31 protein-coding genes and 1 pseudogene are annotated in these 25256 nt (G+C 43.8%); 10 read left to right on the top strand and 22 right to left on the bottom strand.

Annotation, left to right across the window (positions count from 1 at the left end):
- Window positions 1-37: 37 nt before the first annotated feature.
- The 8 genes from QWY22_RS09405 to QWY22_RS09370 form a co-directional block, all read right to left on the bottom strand.
- Window positions 38-607: a sulfurtransferase TusA family protein gene (locus QWY22_RS09405; RefSeq protein WP_300984161.1), complete on the bottom strand. Its 570-nt coding sequence runs from the start codon at window positions 605-607 to the stop codon at window positions 38-40.
- Between the two features lie 55 nt (window positions 608-662).
- Window positions 663-959 carry a rhodanese-like domain-containing protein gene (locus tag QWY22_RS09400; RefSeq protein WP_300984160.1) on the bottom strand — a complete coding sequence of 99 codons (297 nt, stop codon included), beginning with the start codon at window positions 957-959 and terminating at the stop codon, window positions 663-665.
- An 18-nt stretch (window positions 960-977) separates the two neighbouring features.
- Window positions 978-1343 carry a rhodanese-like domain-containing protein gene (locus QWY22_RS09395; protein ID WP_300984159.1) on the bottom strand — a complete coding sequence of 122 codons (366 nt, stop codon included), beginning with the start codon at window positions 1341-1343 and terminating at the stop codon, window positions 978-980.
- Window positions 1344-1359: 16 nt separating this feature from the next.
- The gene (locus tag QWY22_RS09390) at window positions 1360-1839 is read right to left on the bottom strand and encodes a DsrE/DsrF/DrsH-like family protein (RefSeq protein ID WP_300984158.1); all 480 of its coding nucleotides are present in this window, start codon (window positions 1837-1839) and stop codon (window positions 1360-1362) included.
- A 144-nt stretch (window positions 1840-1983) separates the two neighbouring features.
- Window positions 1984-2244 carry a metal-sensitive transcriptional regulator gene (locus QWY22_RS09385; RefSeq protein WP_036808901.1) on the bottom strand — a complete coding sequence of 87 codons (261 nt, stop codon included), beginning with the start codon at window positions 2242-2244 and terminating at the stop codon, window positions 1984-1986.
- A gap of 188 nt (window positions 2245-2432) precedes the next feature.
- On the bottom strand, window positions 2433-2816 hold the full coding sequence (locus QWY22_RS09380) for a DUF302 domain-containing protein (RefSeq protein WP_300984157.1): 384 nt from the start codon (window positions 2814-2816) through the stop codon (window positions 2433-2435).
- Window positions 2817-3207: 391 nt separating this feature from the next.
- On the bottom strand, window positions 3208-3972 hold the full coding sequence (locus QWY22_RS09375; RefSeq protein ID WP_300984156.1) for a hypothetical protein: 765 nt from the start codon (window positions 3970-3972) through the stop codon (window positions 3208-3210).
- Between the two features lie 48 nt (window positions 3973-4020).
- Window positions 4021-4491: a GNAT family N-acetyltransferase gene (locus tag QWY22_RS09370; RefSeq protein WP_300984155.1), complete on the bottom strand. Its 471-nt coding sequence runs from the start codon at window positions 4489-4491 to the stop codon at window positions 4021-4023.
- Between the two features lie 262 nt (window positions 4492-4753).
- Here QWY22_RS09370 and QWY22_RS09365 point away from each other — a divergent pair, with 262 nt between their 5' ends.
- A complete protein-coding gene (locus QWY22_RS09365; RefSeq protein ID WP_300984154.1) occupies window positions 4754-5959 on the top strand; it encodes an MFS transporter in 1206 nt (401 codons plus the stop codon).
- A gap of 78 nt (window positions 5960-6037) precedes the next feature.
- Here QWY22_RS09365 and QWY22_RS09360 read toward each other — a convergent pair whose 3' ends face one another.
- From QWY22_RS09360 to ccsB, 3 genes are all read right to left on the bottom strand, one after another.
- The gene (locus QWY22_RS09360) at window positions 6038-6532 is read right to left on the bottom strand and encodes a DUF4306 domain-containing protein (RefSeq protein ID WP_300984153.1); all 495 of its coding nucleotides are present in this window, start codon (window positions 6530-6532) and stop codon (window positions 6038-6040) included.
- A 92-nt stretch (window positions 6533-6624) separates the two neighbouring features.
- On the bottom strand, window positions 6625-7104 hold the full coding sequence (locus tag QWY22_RS09355) for a hypothetical protein (protein ID WP_300984151.1): 480 nt from the start codon (window positions 7102-7104) through the stop codon (window positions 6625-6627).
- Between the two features lie 166 nt (window positions 7105-7270).
- Window positions 7271-8467 (bottom strand): c-type cytochrome biogenesis protein CcsB, encoded by a 1197-nt coding sequence (ccsB, locus tag QWY22_RS09350; protein ID WP_300984149.1) that lies wholly within the window; start codon window positions 8465-8467, stop codon window positions 7271-7273.
- Window positions 8468-8718: 251 nt separating this feature from the next.
- Here ccsB and QWY22_RS09345 point away from each other — a divergent pair, with 251 nt between their 5' ends.
- The 3 genes from QWY22_RS09345 to QWY22_RS09335 all read left to right on the top strand — a co-directional run bounded on the left by QWY22_RS09345 (window position 8719) and on the right by QWY22_RS09335 (window position 10186).
- Window positions 8719-9069 carry a hypothetical protein gene (locus QWY22_RS09345; protein ID WP_300984148.1) on the top strand — a complete coding sequence of 117 codons (351 nt, stop codon included), beginning with the start codon at window positions 8719-8721 and terminating at the stop codon, window positions 9067-9069.
- A 68-nt stretch (window positions 9070-9137) separates the two neighbouring features.
- A complete protein-coding gene (locus QWY22_RS09340) occupies window positions 9138-9464 on the top strand; it encodes an antibiotic biosynthesis monooxygenase family protein (protein WP_074510720.1) in 327 nt (108 codons plus the stop codon).
- Between the two features lie 62 nt (window positions 9465-9526).
- Window positions 9527-10186 (top strand): O-methyltransferase, encoded by a 660-nt coding sequence (locus QWY22_RS09335; protein ID WP_300984147.1) that lies wholly within the window; start codon window positions 9527-9529, stop codon window positions 10184-10186.
- Between the two features lie 74 nt (window positions 10187-10260).
- On the opposite strand, the gene QWY22_RS09330 is transcribed toward QWY22_RS09335, so the two are convergent.
- Window positions 10261-11547, bottom strand: a complete 1287-nt coding sequence (locus QWY22_RS09330) for an MFS transporter (protein WP_300984365.1) — start codon at window positions 11545-11547, stop codon at window positions 10261-10263.
- 247 nt (window positions 11548-11794) lie between these two features.
- Between QWY22_RS09330 and QWY22_RS09325 the strand changes: the two genes are divergently transcribed.
- Window positions 11795-12037 (top strand): hypothetical protein, encoded by a 243-nt coding sequence (locus QWY22_RS09325; protein WP_036808936.1) that lies wholly within the window; start codon window positions 11795-11797, stop codon window positions 12035-12037.
- Window positions 12038-12155: 118 nt separating this feature from the next.
- Window positions 12156-12389, top strand: a complete 234-nt coding sequence (locus QWY22_RS09320; RefSeq protein ID WP_300984146.1) for a hypothetical protein — start codon at window positions 12156-12158, stop codon at window positions 12387-12389.
- Between the two features lie 101 nt (window positions 12390-12490).
- Here the strand turns inward: QWY22_RS09320 and QWY22_RS09315 are convergent, their stop codons facing one another.
- Window positions 12491-13255 (bottom strand): sporulation protein, encoded by a 765-nt coding sequence (locus QWY22_RS09315; protein ID WP_300984145.1) that lies wholly within the window; start codon window positions 13253-13255, stop codon window positions 12491-12493.
- Between the two features lie 367 nt (window positions 13256-13622).
- On the opposite strand from QWY22_RS09315, the pseudogene bsh reads away from it, so the two are divergent.
- The 3 genes and pseudogenes from bsh to QWY22_RS09300 all read left to right on the top strand — a co-directional run bounded on the left by bsh (window position 13623) and on the right by QWY22_RS09300 (window position 15239).
- Window positions 13623-14596 (top strand): annotated as a pseudogene (bsh, locus tag QWY22_RS09310) (choloylglycine hydrolase).
- A 99-nt stretch (window positions 14597-14695) separates the two neighbouring features.
- Window positions 14696-15055 carry a hypothetical protein gene (locus QWY22_RS09305; RefSeq protein WP_300984144.1) on the top strand — a complete coding sequence of 120 codons (360 nt, stop codon included), beginning with the start codon at window positions 14696-14698 and terminating at the stop codon, window positions 15053-15055.
- 25 nt (window positions 15056-15080) lie between these two features.
- Entirely contained in the window at window positions 15081-15239 is a 159-nt protein-coding gene (locus QWY22_RS09300; RefSeq protein WP_300984143.1) for an STAS domain-containing protein, read from the top strand.
- Between the two features lie 231 nt (window positions 15240-15470).
- Here the strand turns inward: QWY22_RS09300 and QWY22_RS09295 are convergent, their stop codons facing one another.
- The 8 genes from QWY22_RS09295 to QWY22_RS09260 form a co-directional block, all read right to left on the bottom strand.
- Window positions 15471-16703: an MFS transporter gene (locus tag QWY22_RS09295; protein WP_300984142.1), complete on the bottom strand. Its 1233-nt coding sequence runs from the start codon at window positions 16701-16703 to the stop codon at window positions 15471-15473.
- A gap of 116 nt (window positions 16704-16819) precedes the next feature.
- Window positions 16820-17143 (bottom strand): ArsR/SmtB family transcription factor, encoded by a 324-nt coding sequence (locus tag QWY22_RS09290; protein WP_300984364.1) that lies wholly within the window; start codon window positions 17141-17143, stop codon window positions 16820-16822.
- A 259-nt stretch (window positions 17144-17402) separates the two neighbouring features.
- A complete protein-coding gene (locus tag QWY22_RS09285; protein ID WP_436836786.1) occupies window positions 17403-19442 on the bottom strand; it encodes a heavy metal translocating P-type ATPase in 2040 nt (679 codons plus the stop codon).
- 131 nt (window positions 19443-19573) lie between these two features.
- Window positions 19574-19777, bottom strand: a complete 204-nt coding sequence (locus QWY22_RS09280; RefSeq protein ID WP_407072358.1) for a copper ion binding protein — start codon at window positions 19775-19777, stop codon at window positions 19574-19576.
- A 96-nt stretch (window positions 19778-19873) separates the two neighbouring features.
- Window positions 19874-21316 (bottom strand): MFS transporter, encoded by a 1443-nt coding sequence (locus QWY22_RS09275; RefSeq protein ID WP_300984139.1) that lies wholly within the window; start codon window positions 21314-21316, stop codon window positions 19874-19876.
- Window positions 21317-21434: 118 nt separating this feature from the next.
- A complete protein-coding gene (locus tag QWY22_RS09270) occupies window positions 21435-22049 on the bottom strand; it encodes an NAD(P)/FAD-dependent oxidoreductase (RefSeq protein WP_300984138.1) in 615 nt (204 codons plus the stop codon).
- 574 nt (window positions 22050-22623) lie between these two features.
- A complete protein-coding gene (locus tag QWY22_RS09265) occupies window positions 22624-23184 on the bottom strand; it encodes a DNA-3-methyladenine glycosylase I (protein WP_300984137.1) in 561 nt (186 codons plus the stop codon).
- A 66-nt stretch (window positions 23185-23250) separates the two neighbouring features.
- On the bottom strand, window positions 23251-23709 hold the full coding sequence (locus QWY22_RS09260) for an Lrp/AsnC family transcriptional regulator (RefSeq protein ID WP_300984136.1): 459 nt from the start codon (window positions 23707-23709) through the stop codon (window positions 23251-23253).
- 118 nt (window positions 23710-23827) lie between these two features.
- Here QWY22_RS09260 and QWY22_RS09255 point away from each other — a divergent pair, with 118 nt between their 5' ends.
- Complete coding sequence (locus tag QWY22_RS09255; RefSeq protein ID WP_300984135.1) at window positions 23828-24391, top strand: cysteine hydrolase family protein; 564 nt, start codon at window positions 23828-23830, stop codon at window positions 24389-24391.
- A 135-nt stretch (window positions 24392-24526) separates the two neighbouring features.
- Here QWY22_RS09255 and QWY22_RS09250 read toward each other — a convergent pair whose 3' ends face one another.
- A complete protein-coding gene (locus QWY22_RS09250) occupies window positions 24527-25195 on the bottom strand; it encodes a DNA alkylation repair protein (RefSeq protein ID WP_300984134.1) in 669 nt (222 codons plus the stop codon).
- Window positions 25196-25256: the final 61 nt, after the last annotated feature.

Raw genomic sequence — 25256 nt, 5'->3', positions numbered from 1 at the left:
TTGGTATTCCTCCAGTTAAGTTAAATTGTAAGATTGCTTAGCTACTGCTTTGTTTCGTTTCGCCGGCCCATTGGCTCATGCCCTCTACGGCATTCTTCACGCGGCCAAAGCCTTTTTCAGCCAATTGCTTCGCTGCAAAATCACTGCGGTTGCCTGTGAGGCAGATGACGAAAACTTCTTTTTCTGAATCCAATTCGCCTGCCCGCTGATCCAGTTCTCCAAGAGGGATCGATACCGCGCCTTTTACGTGTCCGAATGCAAATTCTGCCGGCTCCCGGACGTCCAAAATGATTATGCCGCCGCGTCCAAGCTGCTCCTGCAATTCGCTATTTGTCACCGTATGTGGGAAATTAATCTCGTCCTTTTCTTCTGACGAATCTGCTTTCCGCAAGTAATGCTTCAGCACATCGCCTTCTTCAGAAGAACCGAGATACTGGTTGCCGCTGCTTTTCGCCCAAGCTTTCATATCGGCAAGCGAACCCTTGTCGGTCGCCTGCACTTCAATCACTTGTCCGGGTTCCAAGTCTTTCATCGCTTTTTTCGTGCGTACGATCGGCATTGGGCATGCAAGCCCTTTTGCATCAAGAATTTGGTCAGTTTTAATCATGTAATGATCCTCCTAGTACCCAGTGGGGTATATTTTCAGTTAAAAAAAATTTTACTTACTCAGTCGGTCCGTCCCAGTCCAGCATGCCGCCATCCATATTGATAACGTTGTAGCCGCGGCTTTCAAGGATATTTGTTGCCATGCCGCTGCGGTTGCCGGATCGGCAAACTAGGATGTGTTCTTTAGATTTGTCGATATCCTGCAGACGGAACTCGATAAGCCCTAAAGGGGTATTAACTGCGCCGGGAATCTTTCCTGCCTTTACTTCTTCTGTTTCGCGCACATCGATAATTGACGCATCTTTATTGTTTTTAATATGTTCTTGTACTTCTTGTGTGGCCATTCGGTTCATTGTTTTTCCTCCTTCAATTTATGGACGGTAATTGTTCATGCCGCCTCTTACATTAACGACTTGCTCAAAACCATTTTTCTTTAATATGTCTGCTGCTCTGCTGCTTCGCATACCGCTCTGGCAGATCAGGTAAATGTCTTGCTCTGCGTTCAGTTCATTCAGGCGATTTGGCAATTCATTGAGCGGAATATTCTTGAATTCCTTGATGTGCCCTGCTTTGAACTCTGCTGGTGTTCTTACATCAATGAATTGTTTGCCGATTTTCTTAAGTTCTGGCTTCAGTTCATCCGTCGAAATGGATTTTCCGCCTTTTGCTGGTGCGATCGCGCGGTAACCGATAAAAACAATAACAGCACCGATTAAAATCATTAACCAAGTATCCATATTTCCCCTCTTTTCGTTAAATGAATAAATTCACGTTGCCGTCTTCTGCATCTGCCAAATAAGCAGCCACGCCCGCATAGGTTACGCCGTCAAGCAATTCTTCCTGCTGCAGTCCGAGAAGATCCATCGTCATTGTACATGCCACCAGATGGATGTCCTGTTCCTGTGCCATCTCGATCAATTGCGGCATCGTCATCGAATTGTGCTTGCCGATCACTTGTTTGATCATTTTGGGTCCCATGCCGCCCATATTCATATTGGACAAGCCCATCTTGTCTGCGCCCCGCGGCATCATTCTGGCAAATTGCCGTTCAAGAAAACCTTTCTTTACGGCAGGCGGTTTGTCTTTCCGCAATACATTTAATCCCCAGAATGTGTGGAAAATCGTTACTTCATGATCAAAGGCTGCTGCGCCGTTCGCGATGATGTAAGCGGCCATCGCTTTGTCGTAATCTCCGCTGAATAAAATAATGTTTGTTGATTTTGTTTGTTCCACTGCCTTGTTTCCTCCACTCTATTTACCCTTGGGGGTATATGAAATTTTAAATAAAAAATAAAACATCCACACTTCATTCACATACCCCATAGGGTATATTATCATCCGAGAGAAAATTCGTCAACACTTGATTGACGAATTTTCTCAGCGGCTTTTGACCAGAAGGCTCACTGCATCTTTTACAAGCTGATCGGTGCTTTCCCCTTTTTCAAGGCTTTCACGGACACACTGTTCCAGGTTTTCGCTGACAATGACGCCGATTGCGCGATCCACTGCACTTCGAACTGCAGACAGCTGGGTAACTACATCGCGGCAATCGTCGTTTTCTTCGACCATCCGCAGGACGCCTTTCAGCTGGCCTTCAATCCGTTTCAGCCGGTTTTGGACTTGTTTATCGTATTCCATAGGTTCTAACCCTCCTATAAACGAAGTAAATGTTAATGATGATCAATTTTATACCCCTTTGGGTATTATTTCAAGCGTTTTGTTTCATCTTAAAAAGGACAGTCCGCTTTTCTTCCTTAAGCGAAATCAATCTATTAGAACTGCCCCGTTTTCTATAATTGCAGTTATTCTATCTTCAGCTTTTATTCTCATACAGATTTGTCAATACAGCCAATCAATCTTTCTTCAATATCCAAAGCAATTTGCTTAATCGATTCATTATGCACCATTTCGATTAAAGCGCTTGGTTTTGGCATGCCGATTTTCGTCGTTCCCTCTTCTTCATACACGACAATTTTGCATGGCAGGAAGTATCCTACCATCAAATCTTCTGACAGCACCCGGTTTGCTTCCTGAGGGTTGCAAACTTCGAGGATGGTGAACGGAGTATCAAAATCTGTGCCTTTTTCCTGAAGTTTTGCTGTCAGATCAAAATTCCACAGGATTCCAAACTTTTCTGCCTGCAGATTTTCTGCGAGCGCTTGAACCGCTTCGTCTCTGCCTTTTTCCGTTTCTACTGTGTAGTTGAACATATTGAAAACTCCTCTCTTTTTATATGTCTATTCCTAAGTATTGTTCCCTCTTATCAGCCAAAGAATCATTTGGCCATTTGTATTAACTTTTATTTGGTGAGGACTATAAAAACAAAAAACGCAATTCCTGCCAGGAATGCTAAGCGCTGTGCTGGTCAAAGCAAATTCCAAAATGTCTTCATGAAAATCTCCTTCGCCAAATTAAACCCCCAGGGGTATGTCTTGTGACTAGAATAACTTGAATATATTAAAAGAGCAACTGATGTGCTTAGGCAGCAACCGGCAGATGTAAATACTAATACCCGTTGTAAAAGTCGGTTGGAAATTCCAGCGTGTTTTTATAAACGCGCAGAATCATATCATTCGTTTTCCGTTTTACTTCCCATACTTTTTATCGTGCATCTATTTTCTTCATCATCTGTTCGATATTAAAATAAGAGGAAAGAGATGTCTTTCTTCCTCCTTCGTGCCATTTACGATAATCCTCCAAAATCAGACGAACATCGTTTTGATAACGCTCTTCTACTAAAAACTTAATGGTTAAAAAGCTTCTCCAGTAATCAAACATGATGCTGGATAAACTCCCCTTATACGAAGCGCTTCCGAATTCATCGAGCGATCTTAACCCGTATTCTTCGGTAAATACTTCAACCAGTTCTGTCTCTACTGCAGTTATGCCATTAAATTCGCTCTCACTTAATAATAATTTTTTGGGCAAGTATTCGCACATTCCTTCTTCAAACCAGATACTGTCATGCCATTCCTCATCAAACTCATCTACAAACAAATCGGAGTGGTGTGTTAGTTCATGTGCCAATATAGTAAATAAAAGATTCTCAGAAAAGTTTTCGTAAAAACGCTGAATATGCGGCAAATCTTTTCCATCCAATTGTTCGATCATTAGTTCTCTCCATGCTGTTAAATCCGGAGATATGTAGATTGTGTCTTTATTCGTAAATGCAGGAATCGGTATTTCAGAGAAAACGGAAGTTGCGAGTTCAGCGGAGGTCCATACAATCGCCTTCGGTGCTTCTGTTAAGGCAAAATTTTCTTCGAGTATTTCTTGGTATCCATTTAATCGATCGCTGAAACGCTGGATAAGACTTTCATGCTTCTTATATTCTTCTATCGATTCAAAAGCAAAGATATGTTTCATCACAATAAAACCCTTTCTAAAAAAGCTGTTTTTCTTAGAGAATTTAATTTATCTTTTGACCATCGTCATAAATTCAGCATAATTGTTCCGAAACTGCTTGTCAGGAACAAACCCAAGTTTTTTATATAAGTGAACTGCCCTTTTATTAAATAGAGCGACGGTCAGGCGGATAGGGACGCTTTCATAGTTCTCTTCAATACAATTAATGATGAACGAAGTAAAGGCTGACCCATTCCCTTTCCCGGTTAACTTCGGTTTCATCCCAAGCCCGATATCGGTAAGAACTTCCTTATACACACCTTGAAGCTGGCCGGCCGGAACTTGTGCACTTTTTCCGGTGCAGAAGAACCCTACGAGCTCTCCTGAACCTTCCTGCAAGGCAAAACAAGCTCCATTGAGACGTTCAGACATTTCTTCTTCAGTTGTTTCTGTGTTGTAAAAATCGTACGGCGGATCATATTGCCAACTTAAAATTTCTTCAGCCACCTTACGGTCCATTGGTTTTAACAGTAACTCCATAAGAAAATCTCCTTTGCAAATACATACACGCAAGCCGTTATCGAACCGCTTTTCTATTTAACTATATCCAATTTCTTCTTTCACTGCCATTTATTTTCCGAATATTTAGCGTATAATGGAGCTAGCCAAAATTTAGGACACCTCCCTTTCCCCCGGAGCCGTCCGCCAGCCGAAAGGAATATTCGACATGACCCGTAGTCCAATTTAAATAACCCCATTCATTCAAAACAATTACGAATTGAATTCATGGGGGAATACAATGATGAAACTGAATCGAAATTTCAACTTGCTGTTGACCGGGCAGTCGCTTGCCAATATTGGCGACGTCTTGTACATTGTCAGCGTGATTTATCTGATTTTTGAATTGACCGGATCGGCTACGGCAGCCGCTTTCGTGCCATTTACCATTACCGCATCAATGTTTCTGTCAAACACATTGACGCCGTTGCTGATGCAGCGCTTCAATTTGAAATGGCTGCTAACTGGCTCGCAGATGGGCAAAACCGCCTTGCTGATTTTGCTAGCATCTTTATTGCCGCAACTCTCTCTTTCCAACTACTATGTGCTATTTCCAGTCATCAGTATAGTTGCCTTGCTGGACGGCTGTGCCAACCCTGTGACTCAAACACTCTTCCCGCATTACGTGAAGAGTGAACAGCTGTTAAAAGCGAATGGTATCACTGAAACTATTACCCAGTCGATCCAAACCGCCATGTGGTTTGTTGGCAGCTCACTGTTGATTTGGCTCTCAGCAAACGATTTGGTTTGGCTGACTGCGGCTTTGTTTTTCTTGTCGAGCCTTCTTTTATGCGGGTTGGAGTCCGTTAACATTACGCCTTCCAAGGAGCAAAGCAAGCGGCAGCAAATCACCCAAGGCTGGCAGACCGTTTCCGCTTCACCCGTGCTAAAACGGATTGCCTGGATGGACGTGCTGGAAACCGTTGCCGGCACCGTTTGGATCGCCGCAATTCTTTATGTTTTTGTCAGCGATGCTTTATCGGCCGACGAACAATGGTGGGGCTTCATCAACGGTTCTTTCTTTCTCGGATTGATCGCAGGCAGCCTGTTCTGTCTGCACTTTTCGGACCGGATCGAACAAAAGCTTAGCCAGTTCATTTTCCTGGGTGCTATTTCTGGCAGTTTTGCCACCATTCTTTTCGGGCTAAACAGCCTGCCGCTGCTGGCATTGCTATTGTCCTTTTTAGTTGGGCTGTTCGGCCAAATCAAAAACATTCCGCAGCAAACAGTGGTCCAGACAAGTGTACCGAAAGGACAATTGCCGATGGTGTTCACAACGCTCGGTGCAATTGGAACGGGAACGTTCGGTATCGCTTCTCTCATAATGGGTGTTTTGGCAGATTCATTTGGCATCCGCGGAGTCTTCGTCTTGTCAGGTATCTTGCTAGCAGCAGTCAGCTTGGTTGCTTATAAAGGAAGAGTTCTTTTATGGCGGACGGTGCAGGAATAATAGAGGTATACAAAAAGGAGACTGCCGTTTTTCAATCGGCTGTCTCCTTTGATTCTTATAAACAGGAATGGCTTCCTGTCACGAAAACTCCCCTTTTCCAAAGCCCTTAGCTTCACTGTATCCACCGGATTTAACAGCAATCATCCTAAATACGGATAATGCCCCTGCCAACCCGAATAGCAAGGCAAACAGCTGAAAGCCAATGGTCGGCGAATCAAATAAGGCATAGCAAGCCAGGAAAGAGAAGCTTGCTACGAGCAATAAAATCGCATTTCGTACGGTTCTTCTACCTCTAAATAACCAAAAAGTCAGCTGGAACAAAACGAAGTAGAACGATATCGCCATCACTAACGGAAAAAGCGGTTCAAACTTTGCGGCATAAACAAAATGATCAAGTATCCACAGATTGTCCTCGTTTGTGAAGCCTTCATTTGCCCAGTTAGAGAATACGGCAGTATACCGCCATTCCCACGGTTCGTCGCGCAATTGCCCACCTTCATACCAGCTGATGAGCGCCGCCAGTATAAACACAACAATCGCCCCACTCATCAGGACAATTTTTTTAAATGGCATACGTCTTTCTCCTTTCCTATTACTTTAATTATCCTTACGAAATGAAAGATAATAAGTTCCATCTATAGGGTGAATTTACATTTCTTCAAAAACTAGTCCACTTCGATGACAAACGTGTAGGACACTTCCCCTTCTTCCCAAGTTGCGAGCGCTTCATAAATATAGCGGCCTCCGCTTACGGGAACCGAGAATTGATGATCAGTCAATTCTATCTGCTTCTCTCTCTTATTCCCATTCCATTGGTAGACGGAAATTTTCAGCTCTCCCTCTATCTTAAATCCAATTATGGCGTTTTGGCTTGCTTGAATTGCAACCACTTCTTCTGCCAGTTGGGACGGTGAAGCAGCATCCGTCATCGCAACTTCCGTTCCGGTGCCGCTTTTTCTTTCCCACCGGCTGTTGCCTTCTTTCAGGTCGTGCAGGCTGCCGTCAATGCGGACCATTCCTTCCATTGACGGCGGAAATTCTGACTGTGTTTCTTCTGTAGTTCCGTTTGTTTCTATTATCCTAGCCGAACAGCCTGATAAAAGAATAAGGAGTGACGCAGCTGCCAGTATATTTTTCATTTTCATGAACCCTGCTCCTTTCGTTTTAAGGATGAAGTGATTACTTATTGGAGCTGGTGTATAGATTCCTTATTCTCCCATAAAACGCGTTTCACCGTTTAGCATTCCAAAGATTTTTAGAACCTAAAAAGCCCCGAGAGAACAAATCATTCTCCCAAGGCTCTAACTTCGTTTAGGCATAAGAATGCAAGCCGGCGATGACCAAATTCACGAAAATTTGATTAAAAATGATTGTCCCGAAACCGATGATGGCGAGCCATGCCGTTTTCTCGCCTGTCCATTCTTTGCCGAGCCGCAAATGAAGGAATGCGGCATAGAATAAGAACGTGATTAGTGCCCATACTTCTTTTGGGTCCCAGCCCCAGAAGCGGCTCCAGGCGATCTGTGCCCAAATCATCGCAAAGAACAGGCCACCGAGTGCAAACAGCGGAAAGCCGATGACTACGGAACGGTACGAAATTTCATCCATCAACGTGGAGCTGACTCTATTGGTAAACGGCTGCAGCAACTGTGCGATTTTTTTGCGTGCAATCAAGCGAATCAATAAATAGATGACGGAACCTGCCAGGAAAGACCACAGAACCGAATTGGATTTTGCTGCTTCAATGCTGTTGGGAATTTCAAGCAGACCGCCATAATGCTCAGCCGGCTCATAACTTCCAGCCACTTCTTTAACGGGCACAGAGCCAGTGGGCACCACGATGGCAGGCATGGCGTAATCGTGCACCTGGATTTCCCCTTGCTGGTTCTCAAACTGGTAGCTCGCTTTGTAATCGGTGATCTGAAACGCTGAAGTCACCAGGATAAACCCGACAACAACAACCAGGAAGTACAAAACAAGTTCCAAAAAGAACGACCGCTTTCCTTTTTGGGCAGTGTCTACATTTTTCAGCAAGTAAATCAGCCCGGTCACAAATGACACCGACAGTACTGCACTGGCAGTGGCTACCGTAATGACGTGAATCGTGAGCCAGTGGCTTTGCAATGCAGGTATTAATGGTGCAACTTCATTGGCAAACATACTGGCGTAAGCGATGATCAAAATAGAGACCGGCAGCAAAAACAGCCCAACCACTGGCTGGCGGTACAGGTAGTAAAACACCAAAAAGCTGCCGATCAGCATGATGCCGAAAAACGTCAAAAACTCATTGAGATTGCTAACCGGTGCATGTCCGGAAGCCACCCACCGCAAAATGAAATAAGTCAATTGAGCCAAAAAGCCGATAACTGTCAACGCCAAAGCGATTTTAATAGCCGCTTGCTTCCGGGATTTCACTGCGATGCCAAACGGGACAATCGCGATCAAGAAAAGAATAAATGAAAAGAACAACGACGAACTGCTTAACGAAATCATGGATTCTGTGGACATAACGACACTCCTTCTACATACAATAAATGGATAAATTCATTCTTTTTCATCATAGCATTACTGATGACATTTAATGTAAGTCGATTATGTGACGGAATTTCACGAACGATTTTAAGATCGTGCCTTAAAGCCTTTAAATTTCAGCCTAAAAATGTCCACGCAGGTTTGTTTCATTAGAAGTTTGACACTTTGTATACATTTGTATACAATCAAAACAGTTAGGCAAATGGAAGTGTTAGGAGGTAAAAGCAATGAAAGAACCCGAAGACACAAAACCAACCAGATCTGATGACCTAAGCCGGGAGGAATTCCGTCGCGGCAGAGGCGGACACCGGCGCAAAGAACGCGGCGGCGCCAAAACGTTTAGGCGCGGCAGAGCCCTTGAATTTCTAGCCCGTATGAACACCCGCCGGGATACGTTAAAGCAGCAGTTGGAAACGCCGGAATTGCAGACGATCCATCCGGTTCTGGTCGGTGAACTGAAAGCGGTTGAAATGGTGATTGCTGAATTTACGCAGCTGTTTGAAATCCATGAAGACGAAATCCATGAAAGTTCTTCCGCATCCGAAGACAAACCCGGCGAAACTGTCCATGGCGAGTAAGTTTAAAGAAATCGCAGAGAATGTATGGAAAGCAAGTTCAAAATTATAAAATGAATGGAGATTTAAATATGTTTATCCAATCCCGTAAAATGACCATCACTGAAGGAAATTCCCACTTGGTGCTTGAGCGCTTCAGCAAACCCGGAATTCTTGAAAAGCAAGAAGGCTTTGTTGATATGAAGGTTTTACAGAAAAAAGTGAGACGCGGCGAAGAAGAAGTGCTGATCCTCGTGACATGGGAATCCGAAGCGCATTGGAAGCAATGGGAGAAAAGCGATGTCCATATCGCCGGCCATAAAGCGAACCTGAACAAACCCAAACCGGCGCATATTCTTAATGTGGAAGTGGCCAAATACGAAGTGAAGGCAGTTAAAACGGCAGTTCAAGAAAACTAAGCTCTTTATACCTTAACCTGGCGCAAACTTTAACAGCATCTTTAAAATCAGGAGGTCTTTTAATGAAAGAGCAAATGTGGAACGACGTAGACGATTATTTTACAGATAAGCTTCACAACACAGATCCGGTCATGAAAGCCGTGCAGCAAAACAACGCCGATGCCGGATTGCCGGAAATCGATGTTTCAGCGAATCATGGCAAGTTCCTGAGCCTGATGGTAAAAATGGCGAACGCCAAAAACGTCCTGGAAATCGGCACACTGGGCGGCTACAGCAGCATATGGATGGGCCGCGGCTTGCCGGAAGATGGGCACATCGTGACACTTGAATACAAAAATGCCCATGCCAAGGTGGCCCGCGAAAACATTGAACGCGCGGGTTTGTCCGATAAGATCGAAGTCATCGAAGGAGCGGCTATTGATACCTTGCCGACCTTAAAATCCAAAGGATGGTCCTCATTCGATTTGATTTTCATCGATGCAGACAAACCAAGCTACCCTGAATATTTTAAATGGGCGTTGAAACTCTCCCGTCCCGGCACTGTCATCATTGCCGATAACGTGGTCCGAGGCGGGCGCGTTCTCGATCCGGAAGATTCGACCGGAAAAGCCATACGGGATTTCATGGATATGATGGCAGATGAAAATTTGATCGACGGCACTGCCCTGCAAACAGTCGGCAGCAAAGGCTATGACGGCTTTGCCATCGGAATTGTGAAATAAGGAATCTATATAATGCAACAAGACATTCTGGAAGTGTTCCATCCACTTTCCAAGAATGTCTTTTTCCTTGTAACTTAAACAACTTTAGACGCACTTTTGCTCCGATTCGCCCAAAGTATGATGGGAATTAAAATCAGCGACAGCACTCCCCCGGCCAACGACAAAACCGCGTAGCTTGACCCGGCCACCACTATGCCCGACAATACTCCTCCAGAAGCACCCGATAAAGCGATCAAGACATCCACGTTTCCTTGGATTCTGGCTCGGTTATCTGAAATCGTAGAATCGACCACTTTCGTCGTTCCGCTAATCAATCCGATGTTCCAGCCAAAGCCAAGCAAAGCCAGCGCCAAAATAATCGAGATCAAAGATTCTCCCGGCGCTAATGCCGCTAAAGCACTGGCTGTTGTGAGTGTGGCGCCTGCTATCACCGACATGGCAGTGGCGCCGAATTTATCGACCAGGATGCCTGTAAATAAAGAAGGCAAATACATGGCACCGATATGGATGCCAATCACCAGACCGATGTCCCCGAGGTCGTGGCCAAAATGCCCCATATGTACAGGGGTCATTGTCATAATTGCAATCATGATCAACTGAGTCAACACCATAATAGCCGCCCCAGCCGCCACCCCATTTTTGCTGTAGGTTTGAGGTGCATCTTCGAAAACGTCTTCTTGTTTGTGCTCTTCTCTGTAAGCCTCTATTGCTTTGGCAATTAAAAACGGATCCGGGCGAAGCCACAGGAAAATCACCAGCCCTGCCAATAGAAACGCTGTCCCTGATAACAGAAACGGTCCCGAAAGTGCCGGAATTCCGATTGATAAAGCAAACTCGCCCATTACGCCGACCAGATTCGGGCCGGCAAACGCCCCGAAAGCAGCGGAGACCATGATGATGCTCACCGCTTTCGCCCGCTGATTCTTAGCTGCCAAATCTGTTCCAGCATAGCGGGTTTGCAGGTTGGTCGCCGTTCCGGCCCCGTAAATGAGCATCGATACTACCAATAGCGGGAGGCTATTTAGTACTGCAGCAAGCACCACGCCAAGCCCGCCAAATCCCCCGAGCATAAAACCGGTTGTCAAACCGAGGCGTCGGCCATAGCGCTGAGACAGCCGGCCAACAAGCACAGCTGCAGCGGCTGACCCAAGCGTAAACAAGGCGATCGGCATCCCGGCATAGGCAGCTGTCCCAAGCATTTGCTGCGCCAATAGTGCCCCTACGGTAATTCCTGCCGCCAATCCGGCCCCTCCAAAAATCTGCGACAGACTGGCGACAAAAATAACCCGGCGGTATAACTTTTTCATTTTTTCCGGTGAGTCGATATAAGTTTGAACGGACTGATCGGTTTTAGTTTCCATCATGAACCACCTTCTTTTGGCGAAACGTCGCGGATACTATAGAAATGAAAAAGCTTTGGCAACACACAACCATTATAGCCGGCGCTCATTATTTGAGATGATTAAAAGTTAAATCCAGTGCAGAACTGGCCATAAAGGCGTTCGGTAGGATTTCCCATTTTCCCGTGCTATACTTAGTCTCTAGCACTAATGGATTCTTTCAGACTTTTCTTAGTCACTTTCCATAGCAGGAAAGGAGACACTCTCTATGAAATACGATAGCGTAAAAGTTTTTTTAGAAACAATGTGTGAATACAATACGGTGAAGATCAATCAGGTCTTTACCGCGGAAGACGGTCAAAGCTTGTCTGTCCGCTGTTTGCCAAATACAACTACATTTGAAATTACTCATTCGTTTACCCAAGAAATTGTCCAAAACGATTCGACTGAAGAAACAGCACAATACATCATTTCATTTTTAAGTTCTTACGATATGAGCAAAAGCTCCTGACGACTCGGGGGTTTTTTCGATTAAGAAATATGAAATCGGGTAAAACCTTTATAGACAGGCTTGAGCGTATTAAAAATAATGGACGACCTATGTCAAAGAAGGAAAGAGCGCGATTATCATGAAGTTGGAACACATCAAGAATCTTTTGCAGATTTCATGCAATTTTAATACTTCGACCATCAGCCATTCCTTCTCGATTGGGGCGGAAGATACACTGACCGTGAAATGCCTTAAAGACACGTTCATCCTTGAAGTGACTTCCAGTGAAAATCAAAAAATTGAGTACTATACGTCTATTGATGAAGCGGCCAAAGCTTTGTATAATAAAATCCAGGCTACTGAAACAAACTAACCTCCTTGAAAAAGGAGGTTTTTCTGTGGATTGAATTCGGCAGTGGTTCCCGAAGTTGCTGCCAAGTTACTTGATTGCATTTCACATATTAGATTATTTATTTACGTTTTGCTTGTCAAATGATGTAGGAGTTGCTGATAGACCTCTTCCCCATCAGGCACATTGCCATAGCGGTAATGAAGCAGCGTTTTGGATTCTGTTTCCTGTGCTTTATGGCCAAGTGAATTTCTTTGGTTACCCCCTTCATGTACGAGCTTGATATAGGCAGTGGTTCCTACATTATCCGATATAAGCGCCAACTGCAGGATAGTGAAATGGCGCTTGAACTTGTGGCTGGGGTAAAATTCAAGTTCCTGAACAACGCCGCTATGGGTCAGATCGCTTTTGATATTTAGTGCCTTTTTTAACGAGAAATCCAACTCATGCATAGCAGCCAAAATTTTTTCTGCCGCTTCAGTCCCCATGACATGGATGTCATGCTCATCACTTGCCTCCTTCCCCTTTTCCGTTTTTAACACTGTTTTCAGCCAAACATCCACTTTATGGATAGTCTGAGGGGTTTCAGGAGAGAGCTTTAATGAAAACGGAACCGTTTTTTCCTCTTTCGGCAAAATCCTAAAAGAGTCTGTTAGGCTGAAGTGCTGGATTTCTGCGTCTTGCATAACTTTCCGTTCACCTTCGTTCACCAAAATAGTTGTCATAACTGAAATTGTAACGCCATCTATTTTTTGCTCCGCTTCGCCTCCTATTACATACACTTGCCCTGAAACCATATCTCCTTGTCTCACTTTGGCCTTTAAGATATGAAGTCCGATTTTGGCATTCCCTGTTCCGGCGTTTGTTCTTAAAGTTTCTAAAAGAGACACTGCAATCCCTCCTGATTTATCTATATATTCAATCTATTATAACACCGGAGATTGTCTATCGCTTCAGAATGGAATCAGGAAAAGCGCTTATACAGCATTCTTTTAGGCCTTGCCTTATATTCATTTGTTAAATCGGGTTGGCAGTTTTCTTCATCTGCTTTTAAACATACGCTGAAGCAACCTGGCCGGTTTCAGCAGGAATTTCATTGTCTGCAACACTTATCGACATATTAAAAAGAACTCCATGCAAATAATTAGGATAATCGAATAATAGCAGGTTTTAAGCTGGCTAAGATCGTAAAAATTTGGACTTATTAAGACAACAAATGTAAACTTGAGTTGTCAGAATTTTAAGGAGGCAGCCAGTGTGTGCACATCCATCACTTTGTATACGAAAGATCATTATTTCGGCCGCAATTTGGATTTAGATGTGACTTATGGTGAATCGGTTACGATTACTCCCCGAAATTTCTTATTCAAATTTCAAAAGGTCCCGGACATTCAAAGTCATTACTCTTTAATCGGCATGGCTATTGTGGTTGATAACTATCCTTTGTACTTTGATGCAACCAATGAAAAAGGGTTAAGTATGGCAGGATTGAACTTTCCAGAGAATGCTTGCTTTTTCTGGAAAAAGCAGACAAAGACAATGTATCTCCTTATGAATTTATCCCATGGATTCTCAGTCAATGTGAATCTGTTAAGGAAGCTAAGAGATTGCTGGCGAAAATCAATCTGGTGAACATTAACTTCAGCGACGAGCTGCCATTATCTCCTATGCACTGGATGATTTCAGATCAATTGCAATCCATTGTTGTGGAATCGATGAAAAACGGATTGAACGTATATGATAACCCTGCAGGTGTTCTGACCAACAACCCTGCATTTGATTTTCAGATGTTCAACTTAAATAATTACCGCCGCTTATCCCCTAAGGTTTCCGAAAATACGTTTTCAAAAAGTTTGGATTTGAACGTGTACAGCCGCGGCATGGGTGGAATTGGACTTCCCGGGGATTTATCTTCGACTTCCCGATTTGTAAAAGCCGCTTTTACAAGTTTAAATTCGGTTTCCGGCACTTCTGAACCAGAAAGTGTCGGCCAGTTTTTTCATATTTTAAAATCAGTGGAGCAGCAAAAAGGATTGTGTGAAGCAGAAAATAGCGAATATGAATACACCATCTATTCTTCCTGCTGCAATATGGACAAAGGAATCTACTATTACACCACCTACGAAAATAGCCAAATAACTGCTGTAGATATGCATAAGGAAGATTTAGACGGAACGGTATTAACCGCTTATCCTTTAGTAAAGGAGCAGCAGATTCGTTTCATGAATTGATTACAAGGATCATCAAGTATGGTGAACTAAGATTGCATTGCTTCGTTGCCGCGATTCAACTGGCAATTGAAGGCTGCTTTTGCTGGAAGGAGAAACAAAATGAAATTATTTTCCAGAAACAGTGAAGCTAGGCTCAAAAAATTCACCAATAAAAAGCTGTATGAGCGGCTTACACGGCTTGAAAATGAAAAAGTGCCCGATACCGAATCGCTGCAAGCCCTCCTTTTGGAAATCTCGCGTCGGGATCCAGCTGAATTCGAAGCGGGAAAAATCGCGGCAGAAGTAGAAAAATCCAAACGCCATGCTGTTAGGGAGTCTACGGACATCCTTTATTACGAAATCAAGTATTGCGAGGATTATCTAGCCAAACCGCAATCTGAAACCGATCCGTTTGAACGCAAGCTTCGGTATGCCAAACTTCAAATGATTCAAAAAGAATTAAGCTTTCGGAAAGTTTAGGGCAATTGCTTGATAAGGATTTCCTATGAATCAATCTCTGAAGCTGCTCGGTATTAAGACCGTTCTGACTGGCATAACCCCAAGACTCGCTCAAGAACTTATCAACAATGACACCATCCTGACATTTGACCACGTTTACGCTACGCTGAAAATGGCAGTCCGTGCATTAATTGACGACGAGTGAAAAGAAACAAGTTCCAATTCATCTTTGCCTCGAAAATAGTTCAACAAAAAAACAGGATGACTGGAATTAGTCATCCTGCTTTTTGTATAGATGAATCTTTTACAGCTATTGAACAGCAGTTTTTCTTTCAGCCAGTTGCGGCCAATCGATTTTCTTCTTAATCCACTTCTTCAGCCTAAGTGAAAAACTTTTGTTCAAATCCCTTCTCCTTTATAAGATCCAAGGCATGAATTATGATTTTGAGCCCTCGAAAGCTTCCAAAACTGAAAAGCTTTGTTTTTGATCCAGACGATAGCTCGCAAATGCCAAGCCGGAAGCAATCAGCGCACACAATCCTCCGACCCACGATAACTGGTGAAGACTTCCATTCGCTATGACATATCCACCGATTGTCGCTCCTAAAGCAATGCCGATGTTTACAGCAACAGGTGTTAGCGAAGAAGCAAAATCTTTAGCAGCTGGAGAATAAACCGCCGCTAAGTTCATCAAATACAATTGAATAGTGGCATTCATCGCATAAATCATGACGGCCATCAACATAATGCTCACAAGCCCGGCAAATGAATTTCCCATCGTAAAATAAAGCGAACCCAATATGACAGCTTGGATGATGAACACGTAGCGGAGCTTGCTTACACCATTATGGCTGGCAATTTTTCCTGCAACTATATTGCTTAAGATCGAGAATGCTCCATAAGCCAGTAGAACAGCACTAACATATGCCGTGGGAATTGCCAGTCCTTCTTCCAGGATCGGCGTGATATACGTATAAACCGTATAGGTCCCGGCAATTGAAAACGTTGGTATAAGGAAAGCCAAAATCATCCGTGGGTTCTTCAAAAAACGCAATTGTTCTTTTGCCGATCCTTTTTGTACTTTCAGTTTTCTGGGAAGGATTAGGATGGCCATGACCAAACTAATGATCCCGAGCAACGTTGTAAACCAGAAAGTCAGTTGCCAGTTGCGCAACTGCCCAATCAAAGTCCCTATCGGAACGCCGATGACATTGGATATAGTGAAGCCTGCAAAAATGAGTGCGATGATGGAGCTTTTCTTGTTTTCCGGCATGATGTCGCTGGCGACACTCATGGACAAGGCAACCAACACCCCACTGACCACTGCAGTCACGACTCTGGACAAAATCAACAGCTCATAAGAACTTGATAATGCGCTGATCATATTTCCAATGATAAATATAGAAATCAAAGTCAGCATTAATGGATATTTGGGGAACCGGCTGACAAAAATGGTCAGAATCGGCGTCCCGATTGCGTAGGAAATCGCAAAACCGGATATTAAGGTGCCCGCTGCCGCAAGGCTGATTTGCAAATCTGAAGAAACTTCATTCAGCAGGCCAACAATTACAAATTCACTTGTTCCCATCACAAATGTTAAAAGCGTCAGCGTAAAAGCTAATATTTTTTGTTTCGTGTTCAATGAACTCTTTTTTAAAACGGCGGTCATTAAAAATTCACTCCTGATTTTTATTCTTTGTAGAAGATAGTTGCATGAAATTCTTTATATAGATATATCTAGAAAAATAGATATTCATTTCGGAAGAAAAAAGACATGGCAATGTCTTAAATCTCTTCATTGATGAACTTTGCAATTTTCGCCAAAGTTTCTTCGTTCCGTCTGTAATAGGTCCACTGCCCGTAACGCACCGCTTCAAGCAAACCTGCTTTCTGCATAAGCGACAAGTAATGAGAAACGGTTGACTGGGATAAGTTCACTTTTTCTTGAATATCACCAACACAAACGCCGCCTTCAATGCTTACCTCCTTTGGCAAATGCGCTTGCTGTGCCGGAAAATTCTTCTCTGGCTCCCGCAGCCACTTTAAAATATTCAGACGGGTTTCATTTGACAATGCTTTGAAAATATCTAAAACATTTAAATTTTCCATGCATGTATCGTACATCGAATTTAATCGATATGTCAATGCATCCGAATTAAACCTGTGGCATGGAACCCTTGAAAATCAAGAATCTTACTCGAACAAGTAGTTAAACAGCTATTATTTCTTTGTCTTAAACAACTGAGAATTTACTATAAAAAGGTCTATCAACCTTTTTTGACGGCAGCCAATTCAAAACGGTGCCTCCAAAGTTATCATAAATCAACTTTTGGAAGACACCGTTTCTCCAGCAAGCTATCAAACCGAGCTAGCTCTTCAGTTTTAAGGTCATCGCATTAATTGCCACAATGACAGTCGATACGGACATCAGGACCGCTCCTGCTGCAGGGGCTAACGTAATCCCAATGGAAGCTAAAACTCCGGCAGCTACGGGAATGGCAATAAAGTTATATCCGGCTCCCCAAACGAGGTTTTGTTTCATTTTGCCGGTTGTTTTATTGGCCAATTCAATAAACGATTCGATATCTCCTGGATCCGACTGCGTCAAAATTACATCAGCGGAATCGATAGCGACTTGAGTTCCGGCTCCGACTGCGACACCAACGTCTGCCATCGCAAGAGATGGGGCATCGTTGACGCCATCGCCGACCATGATCACGGTTTGCCCTTTGTTTTTCAGAGATTCGACCAAATCGTATTTATCCTGCGGCGATTGGTTGGCTCTGTATTCAATGCCCAGTTCCTCCGCTACGCCCTGGGCGGCCGTTTCATTGTCGCCTGTAGCCATAATTGGTTGAATACTGTTCTGCTTCAATGACCGTATCAGCGTTTTACTCGTTTCTTTTAATTCATCCCCTAATGCGACCGTACCAATGGGTTTTCCGTCTTCAATCAGTATGCTTAATGTGGCTCCTTTTGGAACATCCACCGCAACAGCTTTTCCAAGCTCCTTTTGACTGATTAGTTTGTAGTTCCGTCCATTGGCGTTTCCTTCGACACCGGCACCAGACACAACCTCAATCTGATCGAAACCGGCCGGCTGAATCCCTTGCTCCTCAGCGTAATGGACAATCGATTGGGCGATAGGATGGCTTGATCCGCCTTCAATTCCAGCCATTAGGGCTGTGATTTCAGCTTTGGTATATTGGCTATCCAGCGTTTCCATATTCAATACTTTGAATTCCCCGGTAGTCAACGTGCCGGTTTTATCCAGTATCATCACGTCGGCCTTGTTCGCCAGTTCCAATGCTTCACGGTCTTTCACTAACAATCCACGGCTTGCACCGAGGCTGGTGCTTCGAGCTATCACTAAAGGAATGGCAAGGCCGAGAGCATGCGGACAAGCGATAACCAGCGTCGTGACTGTAAAGAGAATGGCAGTTTGGAAATCTGCTATATACAGCCAAACCCCAAATGCAATTATGGCCGCCGCAATGGCGATATAGAATAGCCAGCCGGCTACTTTTTGGGCCAAGTTTTCAGCTCTTGAAGGCTGATTTTGGGCCTGGCCAATCAAGGCTTGGACTTGAGAAATGAACGACTGGTCACCCGTTTCCTGCACTTCAAGATACAAGATGCCTTCGCCGTTCGTGGAACCACCGATCACCTTATCTCCAACCCCTTTTTCAACGGGTTTGGATTCTCCGGTCAGCAATGCCTCATTGATGCGGGAAGCTCCTCGTTTGATGATGCCATCAGCAGGAACGTTTTCGCCAGCCTGCACCCGTACAAAATCCCCCACTTTCAACTCAGCTACTGGACGAGTCTCAATCGAGTCGTCTTCCAAAACCACATGTGCATCTTTCGGCACCAATTCAGCGAGAGATTTTTGTGCGTCCCCTGCTTCGCCGACAGCTTTCATTTCAATCCAGTGGCCTAGGAGCATGATCAAGAGCAAGGAGGAGAACTCAAAAAAGAAATCCATAATGTGTTGGCCGGTCACATAGCGGGCAAGCACTGCATAAATACTATACAGATATGAAACAGATAGCCCTAAAGAGACAAGGGCCATCATGCCTGGAGCTTTCTGCTTGAATTCGCCTATTGCCCCTTGAAAGAAGGGTTTCCCCCCATAAACCAATAAGATAGTTGCTAAGACAGCGACTACAATATCCGAGTATGGGAAAGTAAATTGAAAGAAAAGCCGAACGTCCATCATTGGCGACAGTACCAGAATGATCATTCCCAGCGGCAGAGACTTCAGGAAAATTTCTTTGAAGTTCCCATGGTGCTGATGGTGGTCATGTTCACCGTGATTATGATGCTCGGCAGAATCGCTGGGGCCATGACTGCCTTCTTGCACTTGTGCTTCGTGATGAACATGCCCGACGTGTTTAGAATGATCCATCGTAACATGATTCTCGTGTTCCTGCTGCGAATCAAAATGGTTGTTTTCGGACTTCGTCATTTATAACGCCTCCTCCAAATACGGTTCAGGGGTATATTTTTCTTAAAAATATAAAGTACTGTTCAGCACTCTTATACGACCCTGTATCCTTTTTCTTCAATTATTTCTTGAATTTCAATCAATGATGTTTTACTGCTGTCAAACTCCACTGCCACTTCACCTTTAGCAAGATCCACTTTTACCGCTTTTACGCCTTGATGGCCACCTGCGATGGATTCAACCGCATTTACACAATGTCCACAAGACATCCCTTCTACTTTCAATATTCCGTTCATCATGATTCCTCCTAAGATTTGATCTCTTATAGTCAATATATCTATTGGACGTATACTACTTATTCTGTTCTCTCTTTAATTTGGCCACTATGGTATCTATTCCTCTGCAGGAATTTGTGCCAATTCAGGCGTACGGACAAATATGAGCGACAGGATTGCACCGGCAAATGCTATGATTCCAGACCAGAAGAACGCTTGCTGAAACCCTGCATTCAATGCCTCGATTGGATCAGCGGAACCGCTTGAAGCTGTCGCCGCGCCGGCAATTGCTACCATGATGGCCAATCCGATGGCGGAACCTACTTGATAAAAGGTATTGTACAGGCCAGATGCCAGCCCCGATCTTTCCGATTCAACTGCTGCCACTGATGCTGTAGTTGCCGGCAAATAGGCTAGGGCGTTGCCCAGTGCTGCCAGTAGCGACGCGAGTAAGACGTTCGTCCAGTAATTCCCTTCGATTGTTGCCGATTGGGAAAACAGGATGGACCCGGTTCCGAGAATAATGAACCCAACAATCAATGTTTTCTTGATGCCCAATTTGGCCATCAGTTTTTCTGCTACCGCAATCATGAAGATGGCCATCAAGATCGGCATCGGCAATAAGGCCATTGCTCCGCCGAGTGGTGAAAGCTGCAAGACTTGCTGCAAGTACAGCACCAAAATATAGATCAATGGGAACCACGATGCCGCAATCAGGAATACCGAAATATTCCCGATGGTCAGGTTAGGCGTCTTAAAAATATTTAGCGGCACGAGCGGGTCCTTTTTCTTTGCCTGAACCAACAGGAATATCAAGAACAGAACAATGCCAACTGCCAAAGACGATAAGGTATTGAACGACTGCCAGCTGCTTTGCTCGGCCATGACGATGCCATATACGATCAGCATAAGCGAAACAGTCACTAACACCGCTCCAAGATAATCGACGCGGCCGGCTGCTCTGCGTACGCTCTTTTGCAAAAGCTTGGGTGACAAGATTAGCACGATGAAACTGAGCGGTACATAAATCAGTAGCGTCCAGCGCCATCCGAACACTTCTGTAATCACACCGCCGAGCACGATGCCCAGTGCGCCGCCGGCAGCCCCGGAAAGTCCCCAGAAAGCCAGGGCTTTTCCCATCTCTTTCGGGTTGGCAGAAAACAGCAGCATGATTAACGACAATGCCGCTGGTGCGATGAAAGCAGAGGCCAATCCTTGGGCACCCCGTGCCACGTTCAGGCTTGTTTCACTCCAAGCAAGACCAGCAAGTAACGAAGATATGATTAAAATAATAACGCCTAGATTAAAGATGCGCCGGTTGCCGAATAAATCCGCCAAACGGCCGCCAAGCAGCAGGAATCCGCCAAAGAAAAGAAGAAAGGCACTCATCACCCATTGCAGGCTTTCCTGGCTATACCCGAGTGTCTCTTTAATGGAAGGCAAAGCAATTTGGACAATCGCCGAGTCCATCATCACAAGAAAGTTTGCAAAGCACAAAAGAGCTAATGCTTTCCAGCGTTTTGGATCTGGTTGTTGAATCGTTTGTGTTTGTGTAGCCATAAGTACATCTCCTTCTAGTTTCCAGTTAGTCAACAAAAAAGTTCACTTTCAGTGGCCCATTTTGATTTTTCACGTATTTGCCGTCGATAGAGTTGGAATCCACCAAATATATTAATTATTACTCTATTAAATGGAGCCGGCCTATTCTCTTGGTGTATTTGTAAAAGGTTTCGCGTTTTTTTCCTGTCTCTGCATATCCTGTGATGATTTTTTCTACTGCTTCGTACAATTCTTCAGAGGAAAGATTCTCCAGCAACAACGAACCAACTTCCGCATCTTTTCCTTTTGCCTTTCCACCGACATACAGATTAAAGCGGTCCCGGTTTTTCATCACCCCGATATCACTCAGCATCGGTTCGCCACACCCGACCGCACAACCCGTATAGGCAGCTTTCAATGTAACGGGCACCGGTTTTCCGGCAATGCGGCGGTTCAACTCTTTCGCCACCGGCATCCCTTCTGCTTCTTCCCCTTTGCAGAAATTGCAGGTCCTTAAGCTTTTGACAAAATTGCCGACCGGGTAACAGGCAAGTCCCACCTTTGTAAATTCTTCGATGACTTCTTTCTCTTTGTCTGCTGGAACTTCAACATAAAGCTGCTGGAAAGTCGTCAGCTCCAGCTCCTCATCCTCCTCCATATATTTTGAAATGGCCACCAGCTGTTTGGCATTCAGTTTGGCGCCGAATCCAATGCCGCCATTGATGGCAATTTTCATTTTCTCCTGTTTTTCCATATGCTTTCTCCTCTCTTCCTAAATAAATTTTTTAAGCAGCAAGAATTCCAACGCACACTATACATACAGGGGGTATGTAGTTGTGCAAAAAAATTTACCCTCGACTTTTCCTTGACAAACTTCGCTATTGAACATCTTGGCACCTTCAGATAATCTATCAACTTCACAAGAACAATATACTATACCCCCCTATAGTATGTAAAGAGATTTAGTATTTTTCTTAAAAAATCCCTGCTTCTTTGGATTTTGCAATCGGATGGCCTTCTTTCGACGTGATGGATAGAGAGACAACAGTACCCTGAAACACCATGTCTCCCCAGCTAGACAACTTAAACGATTAAAAGAAATTATTTTACAAGCAAAAAGGACATCACCTGCTGTACAGGGTGCCCTTTACTGACCATTGATCAAATTGATTTCTGACGTTTTTCTTTATCGATAAGAACTGGGAGTGAAACAAAGCATAATCCAATCTTTGGAACTCATTTTACTCTACTTGTATTGAAGAAAGGCCAAATTCCTTTGCTGCTGATCTGTCGGTTGTTAGTTTAAGTTCCTTATCAATTTTTTCCGTCTATCTATTTGAAGTATGAAACTTACAGGTTTTCACATGATCATCCACGATACCGATGGCCTGCAGAAAGGAATAGGTGGTAACCGGTCCTACAAACTTAAAGCCTCTCTTCTTAAGGTCTTTACTGACCAGGAGGGATAAAGGAGATTGCGCAGGCATCTGCGCATCAGTCTCCCAGCCATTCACAATCGGTTTATGATCGACAAAACTCCATAAGAAGTCAGCAAAACTCCCGTATTCTTTTTGAATCTTTAAGACTGCCTCCGCATTGGTGCGAATCGATTGAAGCTTTGAAAAATGCTTGATGACTTGATAATTCTCTTTTATCTCTTCTAAATCTGTATCATTCAATCCGGCGCAAAATGTGATGTCAAAATGATGAAAAGCAGTTTGATAAGCATTGCGCTTTGCTAAAACAATACTCCAAGATAAACCGGCTTGGGCCCCCTCCAACGTTAACATCTCGAAAATATATCGATCATCTCTACTGGGTCTGCACCATTCCTCATCGTGATAAGCTTGCATAAGTTCACTGTTTTGCGGCCATACACATCCGTCCATAGTTCGGTTCACCTCTTTCTTTTTACTGAACTTACTTTACCATTCCACAAGGTCCAACTCGCCCTATTAAGCATGGTATTTTCCAGCGGTATCAATCAACGAACGCCGTTGTTTAATTTCTTTTATGGAAAGGTACAAAGTATAATTTCCGTAATTTAGAATCGCATTCAAGAGCAGGTTTAACTGATCTTGGGAAGCCACTTTTATTTTCAAATGGTAGCAGCCTTCTCCCGATACACGGTGCGCTTCGATTACTTCTTGCCGCTCCCCAAGAAAATCGGTGAACTGCTCGTGATTGGTTGTTTTCATGTAAATGATGACAAATGCCGTATATGAAAACCCCAGCTTCATCTCATCGACAATCAGGGAATAGGCTTGAATGACGCCGCTGTCTTCCAGTTTCTTGATGCGGTTGCCCACTGCCTGGCCCGTCATGTGGATTTGTTCGCCCAAGTCTTTCCATTGGATACGGGAATTCTCCGACAGCAGGCGAAGGATCTGAAAATCAATATTGTTTAGTTCCATATTCAATTCCTTTCATGGTGAAATGATATGACGCAAAAACGCTTCATCAGCCTATCGCTAATTATGTGGAAGCTGTATATCATGAACGTGTAGGAAAAATTATAAATGAGGTGGAAAAATGAGTACAGCTTTGATTATTGTCGATATTCAAAAAGACTATTTTCCAAACGGCAAGATGGAATTAAGCAATCCTGAAGAAGCAGCTGCCAATGCAGCGAAAGTTCTTGACTGGTTCAGAAAAAATCAGAAAGAAAACATTTTCCATGTTCAGCACGTAGCAAGCGACCCTGCAATGGGCTTCTTTCTACCGGATACAGAAGGCACTGAAATACACAAAGCGGTTCATCCTTTGGAACACGAAAGCATCATCATCAAGCATTTCGCGAACAGCTTTTTGCAAACCGATTTGGAAAGCCAATTAAAAGAAAAAGGAATAACGAAGCTTGTAGTGGTGGGAATGATGACACATATGTGTATCGACGCAACCGTGCGTGCTGCTGTAGATTTGGGCTACGAAACAACATTGATTGAAGATGCCTGTGCAACTCGTGAGTTGACTTACCAGGACAAAGTCGTTTCAGCGGAACAGGTCCATTATGCGTTTGTCGGTGCACTTCAAGGCATGTACGCCGAAGTAACATCAACCGAAGCTTTCTTGCAACAAAAAGCCGCTATCCTTTAAACTGGTTGAATTCAATATAAATGGAAACTTGTTGTTCTACAAGTTTCCATTTTTCATTTCCTTTATTCTTTTACATCAAAGAGATGGTATGAGGAAAAGTATAATTTTCCTTTGTTCTAAACTTTTTAAAGGCAACTAATTATTACTTCGCTTGTTAACTTCGATTGAAATGAACTCCGGCAAATAGTTGGGCGTACATCCTTTGGATACCATTTCATCTTTGTAAAGACCCGTTTTCTCCCCAATATTCATACAGCGTGCACGATAATTTTCATCATAAATGCCTATCCAGCCTGCGGTGAAATTCATCGCCCATTGAACTTCCGGTTCTTCCTGCGCAAGATTCGCTTCTATTGCAGCCAGCAAATCTTCGGTGTTGTCAGGCGGTGTTTGGCCAGTCCATCTCAATCGCCCTTGATAATACCAGAAAGCTCGCCTTTGGAGAGCAGAAGGACTATTCCTCCAGGACTCCATCAAGGCAATGTTTTTCTTATCTTTCATGAGCTGATTAGCCATCAACCAATCCATCAAGTTATTTCGCTCATCAATAGTGTGCGTCTGCATATCTTGATCAAGCTGATTAAGAACATCTTGTGAGAGCAGTTTTTTGTCCATAATTAAGATAGCCAGTAACCTGGGCAAAAACTCTCCGGTTGACCAAAGTTCCATAGCAATTTCGTGGTCTTTTTTAATGTCTTTCGCGATTTTCCGCAAATCCCCCAGCTTCGTTTTACTATTGATCTGAAGTAGTATATCTTCTGCTTTTGAAGAGCGTTTTATTTCTGTCTCTCTTTTTTCAACCAATTTAAACAGCTCCTTTAGTAAAGCATTTTTTGTATGTACTTTAAATGATGTATCGAATACT

Source organism: Planococcus liqunii, assembly GCF_030413595.1.
In the GTDB taxonomy this organism is placed as follows: domain Bacteria; phylum Bacillota; class Bacilli; order Bacillales_A; family Planococcaceae; genus Planococcus; species Planococcus liqunii.
The sequence above is the reverse complement of the archived record's forward strand: the minus strand, read 5'-3'. Positions and strand labels throughout refer to the sequence as shown.